Source organism: [Clostridium] innocuum (assembly GCA_012317185.1).
Taxonomy (GTDB): Bacteria; Bacillota_I; Bacilli_A; order Erysipelotrichales; family Erysipelotrichaceae; genus Clostridium_AQ; species Clostridium_AQ innocuum.
The window spans coordinates 4,132,420-4,148,170 of record CP048838.1; the positions used below are offsets into that span (position 1 = coordinate 4,132,420).

13 protein-coding genes are annotated in these 15,751 nt (G+C 46.4%); all 13 read right to left on the bottom strand.

The features are described from left to right. Nucleotides 1-246 precede the first annotated feature (246 nt). Complete coding sequence (locus G4D54_20310) at nucleotides 247-1,431, bottom strand: AI-2E family transporter (protein ID QJA04609.1); 1,185 nt, start codon at nucleotides 1,429-1,431, stop codon at nucleotides 247-249. A 15-nt stretch (nucleotides 1,432-1,446) separates the two neighbouring features. Then, complete coding sequence (gene uvrB, locus G4D54_20315) at nucleotides 1,447-3,423, bottom strand: excinuclease ABC subunit UvrB (GenBank protein QJA04610.1); 1,977 nt, start codon at nucleotides 3,421-3,423, stop codon at nucleotides 1,447-1,449. After that, on the bottom strand, nucleotides 3,413-4,894 hold the full coding sequence (locus G4D54_20320) for a S41 family peptidase (protein QJA04611.1): 1,482 nt from the start codon (nucleotides 4,892-4,894) through the stop codon (nucleotides 3,413-3,415). The genes uvrB and G4D54_20320 overlap by 11 nt, the downstream gene beginning before the upstream one ends. Nucleotides 4,895-5,211: 317 nt before the next feature. Continuing rightward, entirely contained in the window at nucleotides 5,212-6,114 is a 903-nt protein-coding gene (locus tag G4D54_20325; protein QJA04612.1) for an ABC transporter permease, read from the bottom strand. Next, nucleotides 6,107-6,796 carry a cell division ATP-binding protein FtsE gene (ftsE, locus tag G4D54_20330; protein ID QJA04613.1) on the bottom strand — a complete coding sequence of 230 codons (690 nt, stop codon included), beginning with the start codon at nucleotides 6,794-6,796 and terminating at the stop codon, nucleotides 6,107-6,109. The genes G4D54_20325 and ftsE (G4D54_20330) overlap by 8 nt, the downstream gene beginning before the upstream one ends. 61 nt (nucleotides 6,797-6,857) lie before the next feature. Further along, nucleotides 6,858-8,255, bottom strand: a complete 1,398-nt coding sequence (locus tag G4D54_20335) for a peptidoglycan DD-metalloendopeptidase family protein (protein ID QJA04614.1) — start codon at nucleotides 8,253-8,255, stop codon at nucleotides 6,858-6,860. Then, complete coding sequence (locus G4D54_20340; protein QJA04615.1) at nucleotides 8,252-9,148, bottom strand: ABC transporter permease; 897 nt, start codon at nucleotides 9,146-9,148, stop codon at nucleotides 8,252-8,254. Before G4D54_20340 ends, G4D54_20335 begins: the two co-directional genes overlap by 4 nt. After that, nucleotides 9,141-9,830: a cell division ATP-binding protein FtsE gene (gene ftsE, locus G4D54_20345; protein QJA04616.1), complete on the bottom strand. Its 690-nt coding sequence runs from the start codon at nucleotides 9,828-9,830 to the stop codon at nucleotides 9,141-9,143. Before ftsE (G4D54_20345) ends, G4D54_20340 begins: the two co-directional genes overlap by 8 nt. A 339-nt stretch (nucleotides 9,831-10,169) precedes the next feature. Next, nucleotides 10,170-11,036 (bottom strand): YitT family protein, encoded by an 867-nt coding sequence (locus G4D54_20350; protein ID QJA04617.1) that lies wholly within the window; start codon nucleotides 11,034-11,036, stop codon nucleotides 10,170-10,172. A 412-nt stretch (nucleotides 11,037-11,448) separates the two neighbouring features. Continuing rightward, nucleotides 11,449-12,123, bottom strand: coding sequence for an L-fuculose-phosphate aldolase (locus G4D54_20355; protein QJA04618.1), 675 nt, complete (start codon nucleotides 12,121-12,123; stop codon nucleotides 11,449-11,451). A gap of 15 nt (nucleotides 12,124-12,138) precedes the next feature. Continuing rightward, on the bottom strand, nucleotides 12,139-13,575 hold the full coding sequence (locus G4D54_20360; GenBank protein QJA04619.1) for a carbohydrate kinase: 1,437 nt from the start codon (nucleotides 13,573-13,575) through the stop codon (nucleotides 12,139-12,141). Continuing rightward, a complete protein-coding gene (locus G4D54_20365; GenBank protein QJA04620.1) occupies nucleotides 13,572-14,561 on the bottom strand; it encodes a 2-hydroxyacid dehydrogenase in 990 nt (329 codons plus the stop codon). The genes G4D54_20360 and G4D54_20365 overlap by 4 nt, the downstream gene beginning before the upstream one ends. Before the next feature lie 15 nt (nucleotides 14,562-14,576). Further along, complete coding sequence (locus G4D54_20370) at nucleotides 14,577-15,629, bottom strand: S-methyl-5-thioribose-1-phosphate isomerase (protein ID QJA04621.1); 1,053 nt, start codon at nucleotides 15,627-15,629, stop codon at nucleotides 14,577-14,579. Nucleotides 15,630-15,751: the final 122 nt, after the last annotated feature.

Genomic DNA, 15,751 nt, shown 5'->3' on the forward strand with positions numbered 1-15,751 from the left:
GTTCATATCCGATTTCATTCCTAATGATTTTATAGCCGCTCTTTGAAGAATGATATCCCTGAAAGAAGAATCAAAAGCATACAGCTACCGAAAGGTTTCTTTACCATACAATATGAAGTTGATAAAGCCGTAAAAACCGAAAAAAAGAAATAAAGTTCCTGCATGCGAAGGAAATCTATTTCTTCATGGTTTATAATGTACACCGGTATTTCAAAGTATGTTAGAATCAGCTTTACAGCACCGCTTCTAGATCATGTCCTCGCTTTGTTCTGGCAGGTCCTCACTCACCGGTAGTTCCACGCTGCTGTTTTCCCTTTTCAAGCGTACTCTGCGATTCATTTCCTCACGCAGCAGAGAATAGATAACAGAGAAGGTTGGCAGTCCCAGCAGCATACCCGCAAAGCCAAACAAGCCGCCGCCAACTGTGATCGCAAACAATACCCAAAGGCCGGAAAGCCCCACACTTGTTCCAACGACACGCGGATAGATCAGATTGGATTCAAACTGCTGCAGACAGATGCCGAATATGACAAAGAACACCCCTTGCAGAGGATTGACGAATGCGACCAGCAGGGCACACAGAACAACACCGAAGATCGCTCCGAAAATCGGTATGATGTTGGTACAGCCGATAATCACACCCAGGATCGGTGCATATGGGAAGCCTAACACCAGGCAGCCGATATAGCACAAAACACCGATAATCACCGCTTCCACCAGCTGCCCGGTGATAAAGGCGGAAAAGGTTGTGTTGGTAAGATGAGCGACCCGCAGCACAAACGCATTCGCTCTGTTGGATGTAAAGGCATAGAGAAAGCGATGAGACTGTTCCAGCAGCTTATCCTTAGATACCGTCAGATAAACCGCAATAACCAGTGCCATAAATACATTGGCCAGACTGCTCGCAAAGCCGCTTGCCATGGTAAGCAGATGCGGTATTCCGTTTTTCAGAAGACTCACCAGAGTGTCCTGCAGCTGTGCGGAATAGGTGTCCACCTGCTTGAGAACATCCTGTGGTATCTGCTGTTTCTCGATCATACTGGTAATCGTTTTCTGTGCATCCTCAATATATCCCGGCAGTGAATTCGCCAGTGAGGCAATGCTTTCAATCACCTGCGGCATCACAATGCGTACAATAAAAGCGAGAATACCGAAAATAATTAACATGGAGCATACAGCGGCGAGCGCCTTTTTCCACCTTCCCAGATTGTCCGGAAGCTTTTTCAGGAAAAATTTCATAGGGATGTTGAAAACAAACGCCATCATGATGCCATAGATAAACGGACGCAGCATACCGATGATCATAGACACCGTATCAAACACCTCATTCAGATGCAGCATGATCCAGATTAACGCTATCGTATAGGTAATCAGAAACAATACGTGCTTCAGCGTCAGCCGGTTGATTTTCTTATTTTTTTCAGTGAACATAGAAGACCCCTTTCTTTATGAGTTCCTCAGCTCCAGCAGGATATCGCGAAGCTCTGCCGCACGTTCGAAGTCCAGCACCTTTGCGGCCTCCCGCATTTCCTTTTCCAGATTTGCCAGCAGCTTTTCCTTATCCTTCTTGCTGACCTTGGCTTTCTTCCCAATATATTTCGCCGTCATTTCCTGGGTTTCCTTACTGCGGACAACCTCATGGATCGGCTTGATGATCGTTTTTGGCGTAATGCCGTGCTTCTCATTATAGGCAATCTGTATTTCACGGCGACGTGCGGTTTCATCCAGCGCCTTCTGCATGGAATCCGTTATTTTATCCGCATACATAATGACCTGTCCATGGGCATTACGGGCAGCGCGACCGATAATCTGAATCAAAGAGCGCTCACTTCGCAGGAAGCCCTCTTTATCGGCATCCAGAATGGTAATCAGAGAAACCTCCGGTATGTCCAGACCTTCACGAAGCAGGTTGATACCGATCAGCACATCGTATTTTCCTTTCCGCAGGTCCCGTATGATTTCCGTTCGTTCAATCGTTTTAACCTCATGATGCAGCCACGCCACCTTGAAATCCATTCCCTTCAGATAGCTGGTCAGATCTTCCGCCATGCGAACGGTCAGCGTTGTAATCAGAGTACGTTCATTCTTTTCAATGCGCGTACGGATTTCATCCACAAGATCGTCGATTTGTCCCTGCGTCGGACGTACGGTTACCACCGGATCCAGAAGACCTGTCGGACGAATGATCTGTTCTATGATTTCACCCTTTGTCTGTTCCAGCTCATAGTTACCCGGTGTTGCGGAGACAAAGATTGCCTGATTGATCATTTTCTCAAATTCTTCAAAACGCATCGGACGGTTATCAAGTGCGGAAGGAAGACGGAAGCCATAGTTTACCAGTGTTTCCTTACGGGCACGGTCCCCATTGTACATGCCGCGAATCTGCGGCAGGGATACATGGGATTCATCCACTACGAGCAGAAAATCGTCAGGGAAATAATCAAATAAGGTATACGGGCATTCTCCCGGCTTACGACCATCAATATGACGCGAATAGTTTTCTATACCCGGGCAGACACCGAATTCACGCAGAGCTTCTATATCATAACGCGCACGCTGTTCCAGCCGCTGCTTCTCCAGCAGCTTGCCCTCATTTTCCAGCACCTGCAGACGGTCAGCCAGCTCCTCTTCGATCGTATTCGCTGCCCGATTGATAATTTCCTGCTTTGTCGCATAACCGCTGGCCGGATAAACCACGTAAACGGTATAGGCATTCAGAACCTTGCCGGTTAGGGGATCCACTTCACAGATTCGTTCGATTTCATCATCAAACATTTCGATTCGCAGGATAAAGGAGTCCGTATGTCCCGGTGCAACCTCAATTACATCTCCGCGGACACGAAAGGTGCCCCTCAGCAAATCCATGTCATTTCTCGTATACTGTCTTGCGACCAGCTTTCCCATCAGCTCCTTGCGATCAATGATATCACCCACACGGATTGAGAAAAACATCTCCCGATACTGTTCCGGATTGCTGGCACCGTAAATACATGCGACTGAAGCTATGATAATCGTATCCCTTCGTTCCAGAATGGAGTTGACAGCTGCCATTCGCAGCATATCCAGCTCCATGTTGGTTGTCGCATTCTTGTCAATATAGGTGTCGGAGCTTGGAATATAGGCCTCCGGCTGATAATAATCAAAGTTGGATACAAAGTATTCCACCCGGTTGTTCGGAAAAAATTCCTTAAATTCAGAATAGAGCTGTCCTGCCAGTGTCTTGTTATGTGCGAATACCAGTGTGGGCTTATTGACCTTCGCAATCACATTGGATATGGTGAAGGTCTTACCGGTACCGGTCGCCCCCAGCAGAACCTGCTGTTTCTTTCCTTTTTGAATGCCGTCCACCAGCTCCTGAATTGCCTTTGGCTGATCTCCCTGCGGCTGATAATCCGATACAAGATCAAATAATTTAGTTTCCATTTGTCAGTTCCACCGCTTTCTTCATCTGCGTATCCAGAACTGCCTCCTCACTATGCCATTTTAACGCACAGCTGGAAAGCAGAGAGGTCAGGGTATCCGCATCAATGTTTCCAGTGACCTTCATTCCCTTATCCTTCTGATACTGCTTCAGGGCTTCACCGGACGCATAAGAGAAATATTCATCCGTCCGATCCACTGCATAACCGAGGAATTTCAGATAAATCTGTGCACTCTTCGCTGCTGCGGAAACCGTGTCCGGCTTGTATACTTCCTTTTTCAGAACCGGTGCACTCGTATAGAACGCTTCATCCAGCTTTACCTGAACATCCGGTGTAATGCCCTTCCCGTTTATTTTTTCCCCCTTTGGCGTAATCCATTCCGCTGTTGTGTATTTAAACATGGTTCCGTCCTTAAAGGTGAGCGGCACCTGCACCGTTCCCTTGCCATATGTTTTTTCTCCGACAACGGTTGCGCCCAGATGTTCGCGCAGTGCTGCAGTCAGCACTTCTGCCGCACTGGCAGTATCCCCGTTGACAAGTACAACAATTTTCTTATATTTGTATTGCTCATAACCGCTGATGGTTTTGTAATCCTCCTTCGTGCCGTCCTTTGTTTCCTCACGGAAGATAACGGTATTGTCCGGAAGCAGATAGCTGGCAATTTCCTGTGCGGATTTCAAATAACCGCCGGTATTGTCCCGCAAATCCAGAATCAGGTTCTCACAGCCATCCTTCTTCAGACTTTCCAAATGACTTTTAACCTCTTCCCCGCTTGTTTCCGCAAAGGTGTCAAGCTCCAGTATTCCGGTTTTCCCGTTGACACTGCTGTATACGGAATCCTGCACAGTTGCTTTCTTCACCTTGATTTTCTTATGCCTGTTTTCCCGTATGATTTCCAATGTGATTTCATCACTCTTGGAATTGGTGATCAGCGCTTTAACATCGCTTGTTGTCATATTCCTGCATACAGTTCCATCAATGGCATAAATCTGATCTCCCATCAGAAAGCCTGCTCCCTCTGCCGGTGAATTTTTCAGCACCTCATCAATGATAAACGTCGAATCATCCACGCCGTAAAACTGAATGCCGATACCGACAAAGCTTCCTTCCATGGAGCCCGTAAAGCTTTCTGTCTGTTCATTATCCAGATAGCTGGTATGGATATCGCCGCCGGCATCCACCAACCCGCTGATCGCACCGTCAATCAGCTTCTGATTCAGATTTTTCTGATTCTTTCCGAAGTAGAATTTGTCACTCATGATGGAATAGATTTCCTCCAGCTTCTGAAATTCATCTCTGGAGGCTGCCGCAGTCTGATGCAGCGTGGAGTTTAAAAAGAAGCCTCCGAAAAAGCATACGATACATGTGGCAACAATGCACATTCGTCTCTGTCTGCGTTTTTTCTCTGCCTGTATTTCATCCGGCCATTTATGTCTGACCAGTTTATATCTCACAACTTTTTTCTCTGCCATACAAAACACCTCATTGTCCTTTACAGATTTACGTTTATAATCATATCACATTTTATGAACGATGATAACTATTTCGATGAAAGAACATGACAGTTCGTGAAATCTCATTCGCTCATTTTCATAAAGGCGCTCATTTTCATAGACTTTCCTTCAAAGTGAAAACAAGGAAAAGGACTGCCTGAGCAGTACATCCTTCCCGGATTTACATAGAACGCTCCCTTTGGAAAGCTCTGTGTAATCACGGAATGCACACCCGGCAGTCCTTTTTTACGATTATTCTGATAAAGCGGCACTTTCATTGTGTGCCGGTGTCCATATCAGCGCTTCCAGCGCAGATACTTCGTAGTTGAGAAAAAGCTTCCCACAAGTCCGACCAGCATACCGCCCAATAGCAGAATACCGCAAATCTGAAGTGTAAACGGCATAATCGGCTGTAGTGTAAACAGACTGGTTATAATCTGACCGTTCAGCATGTCAAAGAAATACTGATAGCCGAAATAGGTAAAGATACACGGCAGTACAGCGCCCATTAAACCTATGAGCATTCCTTCAATCATAAATGGAACTTTTATGTACCAGTTTGCCGCACCGACGTTTCGCATGATGGATATTTCGGCATTTCTCGCATAGATTGTCAGCTTAATGGAATTGGATATCAGGAAGAGTGCCAGCAGTGTCAGCAATCCGACAAAGACGAGTCCTCCGGAGCGAATGGTATTCAATACGGAAATCATTTTGGATACACTGTTTCCTCCGTAAACAGACTGCTTCACAAAGGGCAGCTGTTCAATCTGTGCATTGATGGCTTTGATCTGATTGGCATCCTTCACGGACACAAAGAAGGCATTGCACAGCGGGTTATCCTTACCGCGGTACATTTCAAATTCCTTCCCCTTTTCCTTAATCATCAGCTCCAGCTCATTATCCTTATCGGAAAAGGTCACCCTGCGTACACCGCTAATTTTTTCCAGACCGTCTTTTGCCTCATCAATTTTCTTCTGTGTTTTTACATCCGCCTTTAAAACCACATGAATCTGCAGATCATCCTCGATGGAATTGGTAAACAGAGATACATTTCCTGCAATCATCAGAAATGCGGAAAACAGAATCAGTGTGATGGTAACTGCACTGGATGCCGATAAGGACATGGCGATGTGACGAAAGATACTCAAAAAGGCCGTCTTTATGAATTTCGGGAACGCCTTGAAAAATCTAATCATGCTTCAGGTAGCCCCCCTTCATGATATCCGCAACCACATAGCCCTCCTCCAGACAGATGGTGCGTTTCTTAAAGCGGTCTACGATCGTTGAATCATGGGTAACCATGACAACCGTTGTTTTTTCAACCTCGTTGATTTTCTCCAGCAACTCCATGATTTCCGCAGATTTATCCGGATCAAGATTTCCTGTCGGCTCATCCGCTATCAGCACCTTGGGATGATTGGCAATTGCACGGCCGATTGTCGCCCTTTGCTGCTGTCCTCCGGAAAGCTCATTCGGAAAGGACTTCGCCTTATCTTCGAGCGATACCAGCTCCAGCACCTCCCGCACACGGCGGCGGATATCCACCTTTTTCATACCGATCACTTCAAGAGCGAATGCTATGTTTTCAAAGATTGTAAGTCTGGGAAGCAGACGGTAATCCTGAAATACGACCCCGATATTTCTGCGGTAGACCGGCACACGGGAATGCTTCAGCTTTCCCACATTGATATTTTCCACCATAACCGTACCACTGTTGGGAATTTCTTCCCCATCCAGCAGCTTGATCAGTGTAGACTTTCCAGATCCGGTCGGTCCGATAATATATACAAATTCTCCATCATCAATGGCAAGATTGATATCCCGCAGAGCATGTACACCATTCTTATATTCCTTCGATACGTTTTCCATTACGATCATAACATCACTCCTGACTTTTCATAATTACGCTTGAAACGGGCAGCGTTCCCTATAGGTAAGCTTACCCGAAGATATTTTCCGGTTTTTCACGACAAGGGGCACCGCTTACGCCACAGGTTCTGCTTAATGCTCCATTACCCCAGCCGCAGCCCCATGCAAAGTCAGCAGAGGAACGGAATTGTGAGATTGCAGAGGATATACTCATTTTTCCCAGATTGACGACCTCAATATGACAGTGCGGTCCGGAGGTATTCCCGCTGTTTCCGGTCAGTCCCAGCAGCTGTCCCTTTTTCACCTGCGTTCCGGCAGATACTGCAAAGCCTTCCTGTGACATATGGAAGAAGCTGATGGCATACGTGGTTCCACCGGCCTGTGTCAGCATATGGATACTGTTACCACCGCCTACCGGATAACCGCTCCAGTTGCCCAGATAACCGCCGTTCGTCGCTACCGAATTATTGGCATACAGAATAATTCCATCTGCCGGCGCCACGATCTGTGTGCCGATGGGAGCAGCCATATCGAGCCCGAGATGAACACCGCCGCCCGGATAATACCAGGTACCGGCAGACACGCTGCCTCCGCGAACCGGCATCATAAGCGCACCATTTCCACTGAAATCCAGCTTTCCTGCGACAGAGGTATTGATATTGATCATATTGTTCTGAATGCTTGCAATATCCACCTGCACCGAACGCATTTTCTCATTCAATTCAGCTTCCTGCTTACGGTATTCCTCCAGAAGCTTCTTTTTCTGCTTCTGTACCTTTTCTGTTTCTTTCTTATTTTTCTCGTTCTCCGCTTTTTTCGCTTCCACATCGGCCTTCAGCCGGTTTTTCTCGCTTTTCTGATGATCCAACTCAGCTTTATCCTCCTGCAGCTTTTTAATTTCCACCTGATCACTGTCTGTGATTCTCTGCAGACCATCCACCTTACGAATCATATCAACAAGATCCTTGGAGCCCATAATGACCTCCACATCCATATTGGTGCCGATCACCGCCTGTTCATCAAGCATGCGATCGGTGATGATCTTATTCCGCTGATCGATATCCTTCTGCTTCTTTTTGATTTCCACATTCAGCTTGGAAATCTGACCTTCAATGGTACGAATATTGGCTTTATTGATTTCGATATTCTTATCCAGTTTATCAATCACGGATTGCAGCTGCTTCATAACGGAGGTTATTTCCTCAATATTGTTTTTGATTGCGGATATTTTCTTATCCAGAGAGGATACCTCTCCCTCCAGAGAGCTGCTCAGCCCCGCATAGTATTCCTTAAAGGCCGCACACTGCTGCGCTGCCGCTTCACTTTCCTGAGCAACACTGCATTTGTTCAGCCATGCTTCTTCATTTCCTTCAAAATCTGCCGCATACAGCCAGCTGTTTTTCTGTGACGGTACCAGAAACAGCATTGCCGCTACACAGCCTGTAATCATAAGTTTCTTCATTTTCATCGACGCCACCTCAAATATTTCGTTGCTGCCAGAAAGCTGCCAATAATGCCCACAACAGCTCCACTCAGGAATAGCACCCCTGCAATCTGCAAGGTGAAGGGATATGGCTTCTGCATAACGAACATGCTGCTCATGAATTGTCCGCCAAAGAAATCATAGAGAAAGCCATAACCGAATATCGTCAGAATCACAGGAATCAATGCACCGATGATTCCAATCAGCATCCCTTCGAACATGAACGGTGTTTTGATATACCAGTTACCTGCCCCTACATTCCGCATAATGGAAATTTCTGTCTGTCTTGTATAGATTGTCATTTTGATTGTATTGGTAATCAGGAATATTGCAAGTACACCCAGTGCCAGTATAAAGGCGGCACCTCCGTAGCGTATTGCTTCAAAGGTGTCGATCATATCCTGAATGCTCTCTCCGCCGTACTGAGCCTTTTCAATACCTTCCATATTGTTTAATGTCTTTGTAATCTGAGGAATATCGGTTGCCTTCTCCACCTCCACGATGAATACATTCGGCATCGGGTTGCGTTCCTTATAGCGTTCAAACACCGAACCGCTTTCCTCAATCAGGATGTTCAGCTCATCCTCTTTGCTGGAGAATTCCACTGCTTTAACACCGGAGATTCCCTTAATCAGCTTTTCCATGTGTTCAATTTCATCCCGCTGCTGCAGGGAATCAATGGATGCATGAATTTTCAGATTTGTTTCCACATGATCCGCAAAGCTGTTCATGTTGGCCGCAAGCACGAGAAACAGAGTCATCAGTGTCAGCGTTACTGCCACCGCAGAGGCACTGGACAATGTCATCGCCATATGACGGCCCAGATTGCGGAGCGCCGTCATGAAATGCTTGGGAAGACTTTGTATAAAACTAATCATGATGTATATATCCGCCTTTCGCGATATCCGCAACGATAAAACCGTCCTCCAGCGCTATCGTGCGTTTTTTGTATGTATTAACAAGTGTGGAGTCATGTGTAACCATTACAATGGTCGTCTCCTCCACCTTGTTGATTTTATCCAGCAGCTCGATGATTTCCATCGATTTCTCAGGATCAAGGTTTCCTGTCGGCTCATCCGCAATCAGCACCTTGGGATGATTGGCAATTGCCCGGGCGATGGTAGCGCGCTGCTGCTGTCCTCCGGATAACTGATCCGGGAAGGATTTTGCCTTATCCTGCAGTGATACCAGCTCCAGAATTTCACGTACACGCCGTCGTATGGTTACCTTATCCAGTGCCAGCACCTCCAGTGCAAATGCAATATTTTCGAAGACTGTCATCTTCGGAAGCAGCCGGAAATCCTGAAACACCACACCGATATTGCGGCGGTAGAAGGGTACGCGGGAGTGACGCAGCTTCCCCACGTTGGTTTCCGCTACATACACCTCTCCCTGATCCGGAAGCTCTTCTCCGTCCAGCAGCTTGATCAGGGTGGATTTTCCACATCCTGTCGGACCGATGATATAAACAAATTCGCCTTCCTCTATTTCAAGATTGATATCACGCAGTGCGTGAACCCCATTCCTATATGATTTGGATACATTTTTTAAGAGGATCATTTCATCACTCCTTTGGCTAACATTATAACATAAATCGACACCGTTGACAGTGCCTGTCGTATGTAAAATTCTTACAATTTCAAAATGCAGACACAAAAGTTATGATAGATAGAAAACATTACCTGTCAGCTATGCGAAGTTTACAATGGTTTCTTCATCCGGATGCAAGTTTTTTCCTGCACAAAGCTGATGTATATCGTATTATCTGAAAGCTTTGCATTTCGTGCTGTGTTCCTGATAAAGCAAATAAAAAAAAGAATTCCTGCCATCACATTAGCGACGGGAACTCCTCGTTTAAACAGATATTTTGATTGCGGAAACAGGCAGAACCGTTTGATGCTAGAGCTGTTCCTGATAGGTGAAGCCTTCTCCCTGCACCTCATTCACATCACTGACAATGACGAATGCTTCCGGGTCTACCTCTGCAATGATATGATTCAGTTCAGAGAACTGTTTTTTCACAACCACCATCATGATAACCGGCTTGCTGGTTCGGGTGTAGCCGCCCTCGGCATGCAGAATCGTTGCTCCGCGGTTGATATTCTGATAGATCACCTGCATCATCTCTTCGAATTTATCCGATATGATCATGACGTTTTTGGCCTCATGAGAGCCCATGGTAATCACCTTGTCTATCAGCTGTCCGCATACCCAAACGGAAACAAGTCCGATCATGGCAGCCTCCACACCATATACACTCGCACCTAAAAGAACCGTAGCCCCGTCGATGCACATCACCAGCGTCGGCAGTGCAATCTTCGTATATTTGTTGATGATCAGCGGTGGAATGTCCATACCTCCGGTACTGCCACCGACACGGTAAACCAGTCCTATTCCGATCCCTGTACATACCCCTGCATAAATGGATGCCAGGAGTGGATTGCCGGTAACCTGAACATCGGGCCAAAGCATACCAAGCACAGAGATAAAGAGCGGGTATACGATTGTGGAAACAATGGTTTTTAACGCAAAGCGTTTCCCCAGCAGCACCGCTCCCAGTAAATACAGTCCGATGGTCAGTCCATTGATGACCAGACGCGGAGAAAGATTAAAAATCGGCTGCAGCGCAACAGCGATTCCCGCAACACCTCCGGAAAGAATGTCCAGTGGAAGAATGAAGAAGGTAACCCCTGCCGCTATGATGAGATTTCCCATAATGATGCTGATAATTTCGATAATCTGATCCTTTTTATCATGATTCTGCATATCCCATGCCTCGCTTTCCTGCTTTCCTATATATGATAGACGACTACTCCCATACAGTATCTGTAGCATTATCCGCTTATATTCCTGTTGCGAGCTTTTCGTATGTTCGCTACCCGAAATTATAACATATGTAAAAAATGAAATCGCAAGAAAATTCACGGATTGTTTTCACGTTTCTGAAACAGGAATGCATTTTCTATTATCCTTCTTTGTACAAGCCGCCAGAGATTCCTTTCAGAATTTATTGCCTCATAGATATATCCTGCCGGCGTCAACCCCTGCACGCTTTAAGGTGGCATTTCCACAGCAAAAAGAGATCAATTTCATCATTCTAAAATAATGAAATCAACCTCTTTTGTTCCTGCAAAACTGCGCTTACCCGTACGCATTTTAAATGCTTTCGATATTTGATTTAATATCCGCCCTTGCCTGTCGTTCCTTCTTCCACCTGCCCATATGTCTTGAAGCTTTCGATCACGACATCAATTTCTTCTTTACTCAGGACCGCCGGTTTTCCGACACACATGGTACGCCATTGAATTTCCGCAACCCACTCTACGTTTTCCGCTACGTTGAAGGCTTTCGATAAAGATGGTCCATAGGCCACCATGCCATGATTTGCCAGCAGCATCGCCAGACCTTCCCTCGTTGCCTCACTCACCTTTTCCGCCAGCTCCTCTGTGCCATAGGTTGCATAATCGGCACAGGGAACACGAAATGTCTGAGCTCCTGCAAGAAGATAATGCACAGCTTCAATCGGCTGCTTCAGACATGCAAAGGTTGTACAGTAGGTTGAGTGTGCATGCACCACACCTCGCGCATCCGGATGAAGCTTATAAATAGTCGCATGCAGCGCATGTTCACTGGATGGCTTCCGGCTTCCCTCTATAAGGTTTCCATCCAAATCCAGAATGACGATATCCTCAGCAGCGGTTTCAAAATAATCCAATCCGGATGGTGAAATCGCCATATAGCCACACACAGGATCATAGGCGCTGATATTGCCTGATGTTCCTTTCGACAAACCGGCAGAGCTCATTTTCTTCCCGTAATCTACAATTTCCTGTCGTTCTTTTTCCATTAACATACTTCGTTTTCCTCCTTATACCGTCGTATTCACTCTATCTCGATTTGTTTTCCATATTTCATAATACTCCTGTATGAGCGATCCCTTTTGCGGTTTATAGATTTTGTACGCTCGCTCATTTGTGTCTGTATGAATATTCCAATAAGAATTGCATACAGCTACACAGCCCATAATAGATGCCTGATGGAAATTATCCGGCAGTACCAGAGCCTTCTGCGTCAGATCACTGAGATGCTGACACAGCATTTCCGATTGAAAACCGCCGCCGCAGCCCAGAATTTTATCATGCTGTATCGGCAGCATCTGCAGCAGCTGTCGATACTGATAAAAAATAGAACAGGCGATATCCCCCACCAGGGCCCATGCAAGATCTATTCGATGCAAATCGGCGCGAAATGGCGGGCGCATGAAGAAGCCGCCGTTTTTATAGCCGCAGGCATGTTCAAAATCCAGAGAGGAAAAGGATGCGGTGCATTTTATGCTGTTTACTTCCTTCAATGCTGCCTCCAGATCCTCATAGCTTACACCGTCAAAGAGCAGATTTCGAATGCGCTGATAGTTCAATCCCGTAACACCGGGGTTTGTTTCCATCTGATACATGCTGCCCTTTAACCAGGAATCCGTCCAGCAGCGCTCCTGCGGATCACAGTATCGTTCTGTTCTCAGCGTCACCACAGGAGACGTTGTTCCTGATACAACAGCAATATCCCCTTCCTGCATACCGGCTCCAAGCACTGCCACCTGCGTATCTGCCCCCCCTATAAGAAAGGGAATGTCATAGGCGATTCCAAGCTGCTCCTTGATATCCTCTCTCATAAAACCCAGAAGAGAGCCTGCATTCAGCAGGGGCGGCATGGTAAGCTGCTCCAGCTTGAAACGCTTTATCAGTTCTTCACTCCATTGCTGTGTACCGATGTCATATAGCTGTGTTTCACACGCCTGCGAAGGTTCGATGGCAAGCTTTCCACATAAAACATAGCCAATCCACTCGCTCAGGCTTGTAAAGGTTTGTACCTGATCGAAAATTTCTTTTCTGCGCTTTGATAGGCCCATAAGCTTAGCAGCAGGAAAATCCTCCGTAACCCAGCGCCCCGTTTTCTTATAGATCCCATCCTTCTGTATCTCTGCCATCCACGCTCTTCCCCGGTTATCAATATTGGGAAGTCCATAGAAGTCTTCCTGTTTTCGGTTGATGAGGACAATACTTTCTCTGGCACCGGAGGAGGATATGGCATCGATCGTGATATTTGGATACATATGAATGATTTCCCGACAAAGTCCTAAGATGTTGCGCTTCCAAAACGAAGGATCAAAATACTGCGCATCCTCATATGCCTCATCAATATAATAGATATTTTCAAAGGTTTTCACGCAAATTAATGCGCCATCCTCACGAACCAGAGCAACTCTTGAATTACCGGTTCCTATATCCACGATCATATAATGCTTCATAACGGCATCTTCAGGGAGTGATAATTGTATACGATACGCTCCAGCTGCTCCTGCTTTTTCCAGGCCTTTAAACGCTCTGTGATGATATCCGACTGATGGTCTGTAACTTCATAGGTGGCTCCACAGATATGCGGTGTTAAAAGGACATTGTCATTTTCTATGATTTTCAAGTCATCCGGTAATGGCGGTTCGCTATTTAGCACATCCAGAAGAATCCCCTTAATGCGTTTCTCTCTTGCCATATCCTGCAATGCTTCCATATCTACGACAGCACTTCTTGCGGTATTCACAAAAACAGCATCCGGTTTCATCGTATACAGCAAATCTCTTGAAATCAGCTTCTCTGTAGCAGGAAGCACCGGCAGATGAATGGAAATGACATCACATGCGGTAAACAGCTCCTGCAGCTCACATTTTGTATATGGCGTATCACTGACATACGGATCGTAATAGCTGATGCTGCACCCGAATGCGTCCAGCAGGTGTGCAGCCGCTTTTCCCACGGCACCAAAACCGACGAAGCCAACATGCTTGCCATGCAGCTCATTTCCCATCCATGTATAATACGGTGTTGTTCCTTCTATCCATTGTCCGTCCCTGACCCATGCAGTTGCAGGAAGCAGCTTGCGCATATAGGCAATCAGCATTCCCACCAGCATTTCCGCTACAGCCGTCGCATTCCGGGCCGGAGTACACAAAACCGGTATTCCATGAGCACTGCATGCCTCTACATCAATATTTGCTGGATTTGCACGGCAGTCACCAATTACCTTTAATCCTTTATAGTTGGATACTACAGCTTCCGTGATGCGATCCAGCTCTGTAATCAGAATATCCGGCTGCACCGTTTTCAGCGCCTCCAGCATCTCTTTTTCATAAAAGCGCTCTCCTGTTTTATTCCATGGATCATATACGACCTCTTCAAACAGCTCCTGCAGCTCCCGCAGTCTGATTTCAGACATGGGAGCACGTACGTAAACCTTCATAAACCGACCTCCTTATCAATAAAACTGTGATACATCTTCCTCAAAATAAGCTGCGACATCATATGCACTATATACCCCCTTATCTGTTATGACACCATCAATCAGATAGGGTGGAGTAATATCAAAGGATGGATAAATCGCCTGAACACCGGGCAGGGTATTGTTGATACCGCGATAGCAGAGTACCTGCTGCGGATCGCGCTCCTCGATAATGATATCCGCCTTACTGCGCTTATCTGCATCCGGTATACCTGTCACAAAATACGGAATATGGAAGTATTTTGCCAGAATTGCAATCTGCATGGTTCCGACCTTATTTGCGATATGTCCATCCCCGGCGATTGTATCTGCGGCAGAGGTAAATAATGATATCCCCTTGTTTTCCATTGCATAGGCAACCATATTATCAGTAATCACCGTTGAGGAGAAGCCCATTTCATGACATACACTGGAGGTCAGCCGCGCACCCTGCAGGTAGGGTCTTGTTTCCGCATGATAAAACTCCACCTGTCTGTTTCTGCGCTGTGCAACACGACACATCATGCCTACAATCGTTTCTCCAAAGCACTGTGTCAGTACACGCCCTTTCTCCGGGATCTGATCAACCAGATATTCCGCTACCTTTTCCATTGTCGCATATCTGCGATTTAATGATTCCAGTGTTCTTTGTATGATCGCCTCTACCGCATTCTCGCCCCGATCGATTGCCGCATAGGCTGCCTGCAGGCATCCGCTTGTTATGACACGGTAGCGGTTTGCAGTCGTAATTCTGGCTGTAGCGATATCCTCAGCTGCAGTCTTCAGAAATTCCTTCTGCTCCTTCTGGTCTGCATTTCGTATCTGCCATGCTGCCAGGGCCATTCCCATACCGGCTGCGGTATACGGTCCGGCACTTTGCGTCACCATGTCCCGTATCGCCTGAACAACCTCCCGATAATCCTTACATTCCACGTAGCGGATAACACTCGGATAAATTCTCCGATCCAGTATACGGACCATACCGTTTTCAAACCATGCCACATGCTCATATTGCAGCAGATATGCAAGCCCCTTGTCCTGTCTTTCCATTGTATCAGCTTCCTTCCTTATTATAATTAACCCTTTATAGCGCATAGCATGTACCAATTTCATCAGCGTACCGCACAAAGCCCCTTACTTCATAAAGCAAGTACCATGCCTACATGCAGAGA

Excerpts from the sequence above, each read along its gene's own strand:
- G4D54_20310 (QJA04609.1), bottom strand. The coding sequence starts at position 1,431 with ATGTTCACTGAAAAAAATAAGAAAATCAACCGGCTGACGCTGAAGCAC.
- uvrB (QJA04610.1), bottom strand. The coding sequence starts at position 3,423 with ATGGAAACTAAATTATTTGATCTTGTATCGGATTATCAGCCGCAGGGA.
- G4D54_20320 (QJA04611.1), bottom strand. The coding sequence starts at position 4,894 with ATGGCAGAGAAAAAAGTTGTGAGATATAAACTGGTCAGACATAAATGG.
- G4D54_20325 (QJA04612.1), bottom strand. The coding sequence starts at position 6,114 with ATGATTAGATTTTTCAAGGCGTTCCCGAAATTCATAAAGACGGCCTTT.
- ftsE (QJA04613.1), bottom strand. The coding sequence starts at position 6,796 with ATGATCGTAATGGAAAACGTATCGAAGGAATATAAGAATGGTGTACAT.
- G4D54_20335 (QJA04614.1), bottom strand. The coding sequence starts at position 8,255 with ATGAAAATGAAGAAACTTATGATTACAGGCTGTGTAGCGGCAATGCTG.
- G4D54_20340 (QJA04615.1), bottom strand. The coding sequence starts at position 9,148 with ATGATTAGTTTTATACAAAGTCTTCCCAAGCATTTCATGACGGCGCTC.
- ftsE (QJA04616.1), bottom strand. The coding sequence starts at position 9,830 with ATGATCCTCTTAAAAAATGTATCCAAATCATATAGGAATGGGGTTCAC.
- G4D54_20350 (QJA04617.1), bottom strand. The coding sequence starts at position 11,036 with ATGCAGAATCATGATAAAAAGGATCAGATTATCGAAATTATCAGCATC.
- G4D54_20355 (QJA04618.1), bottom strand. The coding sequence starts at position 12,123 with ATGTTAATGGAAAAAGAACGACAGGAAATTGTAGATTACGGGAAGAAA.
- G4D54_20360 (QJA04619.1), bottom strand. The coding sequence starts at position 13,575 with ATGAAGCATTATATGATCGTGGATATAGGAACCGGTAATTCAAGAGTT.
- G4D54_20365 (QJA04620.1), bottom strand. The coding sequence starts at position 14,561 with ATGAAGGTTTACGTACGTGCTCCCATGTCTGAAATCAGACTGCGGGAG.
- G4D54_20370 (QJA04621.1), bottom strand. The coding sequence starts at position 15,629 with ATGGAAAGACAGGACAAGGGGCTTGCATATCTGCTGCAATATGAGCAT.